The sequence below is a fragment of the Candidatus Methanodesulfokora washburnensis genome, assembly GCF_003947435.1.
Lineage (GTDB): Archaea > Korarchaeota > Korarchaeia > Korarchaeales > Korarchaeaceae > Methanodesulfokora > Methanodesulfokora washburnensis.
Map to the genome: position 1 here is coordinate 1 of NZ_RCOS01000039.1, position 7,458 is coordinate 7,458.

The following is a 7,458-nucleotide window of genomic DNA, read 5'->3' on the forward strand; positions in this document are numbered from 1 at the left end:
TGTGGGCATTGATGACCCTCTCATCCCAGCTGTCGTAAATCCCGAGAAGAGGATAGTGAGCTGTGTTAGCTATGCTTTCTCCCGTTACTCCCTCCCAGTGAAACCATTTCCCGCTTACATTGGGCGTCCCGTACCAAGGATAGTAGAAAGTTAGGATAAGACGGTTGAACTCCCCGGCTGTATCCTCATATACAGCCCTTCCGGCCGGTTTATCGTATAGAAGGTTCATGAAAAAGGTTCTATCGTTTGTTCCCGGATGCTGTGGGTTAGTTCCCTCATTTAAGAAGCTCTGCTCCAGCCTGAAGGTTCCATCAACCCATTTATATATGAAGATCCTTGTGAAGCCTATATCACCCTTTCTTATCGTGAAAGACCAGCTTTCTCCTCTTAATGCCAAAAATATCATATTTACCGAGACAGGAGTTGTGTCATAAGCCTTCTTATTTAGGCTTATGTATCCGGGCCTGATAGAATAGCGCAGTTCGGTAGGACCTTTCAAGCTGTAGTTATAGCTGATTATCCTAGGCCCTCCTGAGAGAATTACCTCGGTCCAATCAGAGGATGTATCTACTGTGATCATGTAGATGAAGATCTCTTCTTGATTTGCTGCTACCTGCAATACTGAGGCTACAAGAAGGACAAATAATGCTATAAACAGTAGTCTTTTCGGCACATCCTACACTTGATAGAATTACTTTTAAGTTTTATTCTAATTCTAAACATTTTTTAACTAAAGAAAAGAAGGGTCTTCTAATCATTAAGTGCACAAAACGATTCAGAAGCTAGCTTTTTATATACCTAGTTAAAAAAGATTTTATAATTTCCAAATAAGAAAAATCCTCTTTAGTCGTTGGCTCAATATAGCTCCATTCACCCCAATCATTCCATGTATCAATTTTCAGCATTGGCCGCCGAGCATCCAAGTATTTAAGAGCTATTTCCAATCGTTTTGCAAATTTCTCAATGCCTCTTGGCAAAGGTATCTGAGGTCCACCCCATGAATATGAATTATCAAAACCTGGTGTTAAAGGAACTACAAAATCCTTATTCCATTCTTCGGTGAAATGCTTCCACATGTCCAGCTGTTTATCATAATAGTACTCATAGTTTTTCACATACTCCTCTGTATCCAGACCAACTCTATGAAATCCTATCCAACCAGTAAAAGCGTCGACAATCCTTAATCCATTACCTCGATATTTCTCTAAAAGAAATCGTACATATTCATCTGATGGTGAAGTAGGAATGCGTGGCAGCCAATCCGCTATTAGGTATAATTTGTATTCAAACAGTTCTTTAACGGCTTTATAAGTATCCTCTTGATTGAAGAAAGCTCCCTCATCCCAGATGTACAGTACAGATCTTCCATCAATTTTAAAATAGTTTTCATTATTTGCCAGTCTCATTAACTCTTCAACAAGCATAAGAAAAGTTCCGTTATTTTCGGGGATTTTCAAGTCAATTGCCCATTCTGGGATTTCCTTTCCATATTCTCCATATACAAAGTGCCGTTTTGAAGGTCCAATACCCCAAGCAACTTTAATCTGATTGAATGAAAGCAACTTTTCGCATATATTAAAAACCTTGTCTTTCATTTCAGGCCACCAATGATTCTGTGAATCGAGCAGAAAAACGTTTATACCATATCCTGTAGCCCAATCAACGTGCTTAATTAGCACAATATCATCGATGGTATCATATCTGCCTAAGAGGGGATCATCATCTTTTCGAGGAATTCCGCTCATCTTAAATGGCTCGTATCCACTCATAACTATAATTCCTTTTTCATATAGTAATTTACCTATATTCTCATACTGCCTTATATAAGGAGTTCTTACCTCCGCAATTCTCTCATTCCCTGCAAGATCTTTAACTGAAACGATTATCCTATATTCTCTACCGCCAACAATATCCTTTATTTGAACTGAAAACCTTTCCTCCAGACTGTCAAACTTCCCATCAACCGGTGTTAAGATGAGATCCCTCTCCTTATCTGGTGGAAACACCTTCGGATAATCATCAGGCCTCATCCCATATTTCTCAATCATGTAGTAGTACTCTACTGGAACAAAATGAAGCTCAGCATAGGCTATTGGAGTTTTATTATCCTTCGCAATAAAGGTCACGTTAATATCGTAGATCTTATCTAAATTTTCTCTTGTAGGATTCCAACTCAAATTATCTATTGAGGGCAAAGTTGGATTGACAAATCTATCATCGAACAAATTCTTCTCGAGATCATCAACCCTGTTATCAGAGAGAATTTTATTCAGAAGTTCATTCACCTCCTTCGAGCTTCTCTTATCCTGAGATAAACTGGAATATAAATCGACCAGTCCTTTAGAGCTCTCATTGAAGTTCTCAACACTCTTAAACTTTAGAGCTTCATCTTCAGGCAGCTTCTTCAAAGCATAAGCAAGAAGGTAGTTTGGCTTATTGGGATCCGTTTCGTATTCCCTCTCCTTGAGATCAGATATTCCATCGTTATCTGAGTCTAAGAAAACCATCAGAAGCATAGAGAAGATAAGTATTATTCCTAAGAGGAGGACTATTGCTTTTAGAGTCCTCATCTCCTTACCCAATTCTACTGTAAAACTGCGGTAATATAATAAAGATTATTGACAGAGCTTTTTCTCAAGCTGAAAATTAAAGTGATTTTAATTATAAACTGAGCTTCCTAAATTGGAGTTATTGTATATGAGAAGTTATATTCTCATTACTTCAGATACCTCCTCTAGATCCACATTTCCATCTCTATTTATGTCAACCCACTTTATTATTGCATAGGAGTAAAACAACGGCTTCCTAGAAAGCCAAAGCAAAGCTGCTTCTGTCCCATACCTGTGAGTTCCCATCACATAAATCGCCCCTCCTTTTATCAGGATAATAGCATAGTCAGAATATCTCCATTCGCTTCTATAAACAGTTCCATTTACATCCATCCAGTCTCTTCCAAACCTTATCCCAGATTTTTCGGCTATGGTAGCGCTGTTAGGATTTACAAAGGGTCCTCCTACAATTATGTAGGAATAGAACACCTTATACTTCGAATATGGCTCAAATCTAGCTGAGGGGAAGTAGAGCTCGACTAGATGCCTATCCACACCATAAGCATCAAAGCATAGAGATCCCATAACTACGGAAAGGCTTGTAGGAAGTGCCTTCATTCCCTCATCTATCCTCTTCTCCGGAATATTGTAACCAGCCATCCGGAAAAGCCAAGCTAGGTTTTCTCTGGCTAGATAAGAGTATAAGGTAACCATGATCTCATTCGCGTTAAAGCCTTTTCTCATAAGATAGTCTTTAATAGTGCTGTTCGCCCATAGCTGTATAAACCGCTTATGAATATCGGACCCATAAGTCCTATGCAAATAGAAGAAGACAAACTGCATACGTTCTATTTCTGGAACGTTCTTATCACCAGCGATGTAGTCGAAAAAGCCCGGATGAGTACCCCAGTACCATAGCCTAACATTAGGACCGTAAAGAACTGCCAGAGCTTCTATGCCCAAGTAAGTTGCCAGAGGTTCACAAAAAAGAGGACATTCGACATAATATATTAGTGGAGGCGTGAAGGAGTACATGTGTCCCAGCTCGTGAGAAAGAACACCTAAGAAGCCATGATGCACATGAACTGGCCATCTTGCAACCCCAACGCCGAATCCAACAGAGTTTGTTCCTCCAACTCCACACCATTCAAAATTCACCTCAACTCTGTGAGGTTTACCCTGTAAATTCTCTCCTAGATAAGTTCCCATGGATTTGTAGACAGCTTCTAAAGTATCTATGAAGACCTGCTCTCTTGTCTGACCACTTATATTCCAAAAATATCCGACTGGTATATGAAGAATAAAGTTTTTGCTTTGCACATCTTTAAATTCGACAAGATGGCTCTTATCGTACAGGAGACCGTTTATCGAAATCTTACCCAGCCCTCCTAATGGTCCTATATTCATGTACAATTCAAAGGTTGCCGATTCTGCGAAGGTTTTCCCTATACCATAAAATAGCGTCCCAGGAATGTACCTTCCGATATTATCTTTGTAAACCTCTTTGCCTCCTTCAAAAATTCTCATGGTTATATTTCGTTCACGTGTAGGATCAGAGTAAAATGCCAGAACATTTCCGAATCTATCTCTTATATCGAACCATAGCTGTGTGTCTTGTTTTATAACCCATATATGAAAAGAGCACTTCCCACCGAAGGAGTAGACGTATTCGCGATTTGCCTCTAGAGATAAAGCTATATGCTCGAAATAATAGTACCATCCAGGGGGAATATATCTTGGGTTTAGCACGGCTTTCATTGGTGTTATATGGAACACGTTTCTTCCGCTAAGCTGGAAAGTATAAACCCAATTTCCTAGATAAAGATCTGGTAGTCTAAACTCCACATTCCAATATTTTGACAGGCTTCCATCAGGCTCATATGCAGCTAATATCAACTTGGATGTATTTGCTGCTGAGATGATATTAGTAGCTTGACCTACTGTTGATATCTCTTTTGCCAAGATATATCCATCTGATACCGAAGAAGGTCTCTTTATAGCTACGATTGTCAAATTCTGATTTTCAAGATTCGTATACAATGTCAGGGTACCGGTATTTGAATATCCAATAAAAGCTGGAGGAATAGCAGGAATGTATTTTGAAGAAAGCATGTATAACTCATCTACCGGAAGAGAAAATCCCTTTTCATCAACTATTTTCACCATAATGCTCTTCTGTGGTTTCAAGGTTATGACTATACTGCTGTTGATATAAGCTGTGGTTTCAATAAAGATCCCCTTATTGGGATTATTAGTGGCGTAATTCCAACCGCTCGACACGATGAAAACCCAGTTTCCTGTGGGAAGCGTGAATTTGTAGATGCCATTATTATCGGTAGTGTTCCACTCCTCATAGTGCGGATACATCACACCCCAGTCCGGTGAGAAGGCCTTAACATACGCTCCTCCTATTGGAGCATCCCTTTCATCTCTTACATATATTGTAACACTGTGTAGTTTAAAATCAAATAGATGGGTAACATTATTTATTAAGGTCGCCTGTTCATAGTACTGCACAAGCTCATTTCCACCAAAAATAAGGCTACCTATGGCTTGCTCTGTATTGACGAACCTTTCATCCGGAGTTTTTGTCTTTCTCATCTCACTGCTTTCCATCCAGAATTTTGTTGATGCATACACTTGTACAGCGATTATTGAGATAGAGATCGCTAGAAGGATCAATGTTATGACAGCAAATACCCTCATGCTTATCAGTTCATTCAGATTATCTTTCATAATAAAATTTTTTCTTCTCTTATCTTACCTTTAAAGTTCTCTGGAACAAGAGCAAAATATAGGGCTCAATGAATCTCCTGAGAATGTATTCCTTAAAGCCCTGCTCTCAGCTTCTCCAGCTCTGATTGAAGGTGAAGGGTGATCCACCTGACCTTCTTTGACTCCACCAGATCCCTTATCCTTCTCTCCCTTGTGGTCAGCTCGGTGCTCTTGCCGCTTTTCACCTCAACAAACCATATCTCCTCCGGATTCTCATTTGAGAGCCCTTTAAACACAATGTAATCAACAGGAGTCCCAAGAAACCTCATATCCTTGGGATTGACACCGTACTCCTGCCATATTAGCAGAGGGGCAAGACTTTCCCCGACCTTACCGAGAATTGTGGATATCGACCTGCTTATCGCATCCCTCCTTATGTTCTCCTCCTCTATTTCCTTCCACTTCTCAAGCTCCGGCTTAAGCCTCATCTCCACCTGTTTCTCAAGCTCTCTTTCCTTCCACTCATTGAAAAGATCTGTTGCCCTCCTCATCGCAATTTCAGAAATCCTCCCCCGGTAGTATGCCCATACGAGGAAGATAAGAAAGAGCAGAAATACTACAACCCACTCTAACATGAGGGCACCTCTAAAGACAGCTTGGGAGCTATAAAATTAAACATTTTAGGAGAGAAAGAGCTTATTTCTCATAAGCTACTTTTTGGGTTCTTGAAGGAGCCACTTCCAGAGAGGTACCAAAAATATCCTGCAGTTCCCTGCCTTTTCCTCCCCCTCTGCATCCCATGTGACTATAGTTGCCTCATCAACCCCCAGTTCCCTCGCTGTCTCAGCCACCTTTCCCGTATGTTTCTCCCAGTCCTCAAGGGCCACCTCAACCACAGTTCTCTCCCTCATTGTGACGAAATCCACCTCCTTGCCAGTTTTAGTTACATAATAGCACGGCTCATATCCCCTCCTGACCAGCTCTAAAAAAACTAAATTCTCAGCCCTTCTCCCTCTGTCCATCGGCTTCTCCAGAAGTGTGGCTATCCCCGGATCCACAAGATATATCTTCTTAGGCGATGCCATAGCCTCTCTCTCAGAAAAAGTGAACCTTTTAACAGGAAATAGCAGGTTTGCCTGCCTCATGTATTCCACATAGCTCATCACTGTCTTCACATCAACATTGACGCCTGTAGCTCTCATGGCCTTGCGAAGCGAGTGCCATGTTACAGGACATGAATAGCTTGATATCGCCAGACGGGCAAGCTCCAGGAAAACAGCGGTCTCCCTTATCCTGTGCCTCTCCATCACATCCCTGTAGAACATCGTCTCAAGAAGGGAGACTAGTTTCTCCCTGCTTCTGTAAATCCACACCTCAGGAAATCCTCCCCATGTCATATAATCGTTAAGCAATGCCTTGATAGCACCCCTCTCCCTGAAGGTTGTTATGTCAATTTTCTCCTTAGAAGAAACCTCGCGGAATGAGAATGGCAAAAGGAGAACTGAGGTATAGCGCCCTCTCAGCCTGCTTGGTATCTCGGAGGACTGAAGTGCGGAGGAGGATCCTGTCACATACAAAAAGAAGTCCTTAACATCATGGAGCCAGCGAAGCTTGCTGTCCCAGTTCTCCCATTCCTGAACTTCATCCAGAAACAGATGGATCTCACCTCTGGGATATTCTTCTCTAGCCATCTCAGCCAGCTTTCTGGCATCAATCCTTCTTATCTGAAGCTCATCGAAGGAAATGTAGAGAGCCTGCTTTCCCGAGTCCAGCAGGTTTTTAACGGATTTTAACATCAAAAAAGTCTTTCCGGCTCTTCTTGGTCCAACTAGCGCCACTATATCCCTGCTGGTGGGAAGTTTTACATCCCTTGGAACCTCCTTCACATACTGAAGTGCACCCAGATATTCCTCAGTTATCTCCCTCAGGAATCCCATGTGGAATATAAATCCACAGATGCTTATAAAGTCTGTGGAATTGCAGGCAACAGTATAATAAAAGGAAAGTGAGTGGCAATGTCATTCATCTGAACAACTTAATTAAAGCTTAAATAATAATGAGCTCAAAATAGGAATATGTGCGAGCTTCTGGGGATGTCCTTTAATCTGCCCGTAAACCCTCGTATCTCGTTTAGGGGATTCCGTCTCAGAGGAAAATATAATCGGGATGGCTGGGGCCTAGCTTTCTACCCTGA

The 7,458-nt window shown here is 41.2% G+C and carries 5 protein-coding genes and 1 pseudogene; 1 reads left to right on the forward strand and 5 read right to left on the reverse strand.

Translation table 11 applies throughout. The features are described 5' to 3' along the window. The 5 genes and pseudogenes from D6D85_RS02745 to D6D85_RS02765 all read right to left on the reverse strand — a co-directional run. Positions 1 to 673, reverse strand: a pseudogene (locus tag D6D85_RS02745) (hypothetical protein); the annotation flags it as partial. Between the two features lie 109 nt (positions 674 to 782). After that, positions 783 to 2,582 carry a glycoside hydrolase family 99-like domain-containing protein gene (locus tag D6D85_RS02750; RefSeq protein ID WP_125670552.1) on the reverse strand — a complete coding sequence of 600 codons (1,800 nt, stop codon included), beginning with the start codon at positions 2,580 to 2,582 and terminating at the stop codon, positions 783 to 785. 123 nt (positions 2,583 to 2,705) lie between these two features. Next, positions 2,706 to 5,285 carry a carboxypeptidase-like regulatory domain-containing protein gene (locus D6D85_RS02755; RefSeq protein WP_125670553.1) on the reverse strand — a complete coding sequence of 860 codons (2,580 nt, stop codon included), beginning with the start codon at positions 5,283 to 5,285 and terminating at the stop codon, positions 2,706 to 2,708. Positions 5,286 to 5,377: 92 nt separating this feature from the next. Further along, the gene (locus D6D85_RS02760) at positions 5,378 to 5,899 is read right to left on the reverse strand and encodes a Holliday junction resolvase-like protein (RefSeq protein ID WP_125670554.1); all 522 of its coding nucleotides are present in this window, start codon (positions 5,897 to 5,899) and stop codon (positions 5,378 to 5,380) included. Between the two features lie 75 nt (positions 5,900 to 5,974). Next, positions 5,975 to 7,201, reverse strand: coding sequence for an ATP-binding protein (locus tag D6D85_RS02765; protein ID WP_125670555.1), 1,227 nt, complete (start codon positions 7,199 to 7,201; stop codon positions 5,975 to 5,977). 138 nt (positions 7,202 to 7,339) lie between these two features. On the opposite strand from D6D85_RS02765, the gene D6D85_RS02770 reads away from it, so the two are divergent. Then, on the forward strand, positions 7,340 to 7,458 hold a 119-nt coding region (locus D6D85_RS02770; RefSeq protein WP_202617263.1), incomplete at its 3' end, for a class II glutamine amidotransferase.

Coding starts and splice junctions, on each gene's coding strand:
- D6D85_RS02755 (WP_125670553.1), bottom strand. CDS start 5,285: ATGAAAGATAATCTGAATGAACTGATAAGCATGAGGGTATTTGCTGTC.
- D6D85_RS02765 (WP_125670555.1), bottom strand. CDS start 7,201: ATGGGATTCCTGAGGGAGATAACTGAGGAATATCTGGGTGCACTTCAG.
- D6D85_RS02760 (WP_125670554.1), bottom strand. CDS start 5,899: ATGTTAGAGTGGGTTGTAGTATTTCTGCTCTTTCTTATCTTCCTCGTA.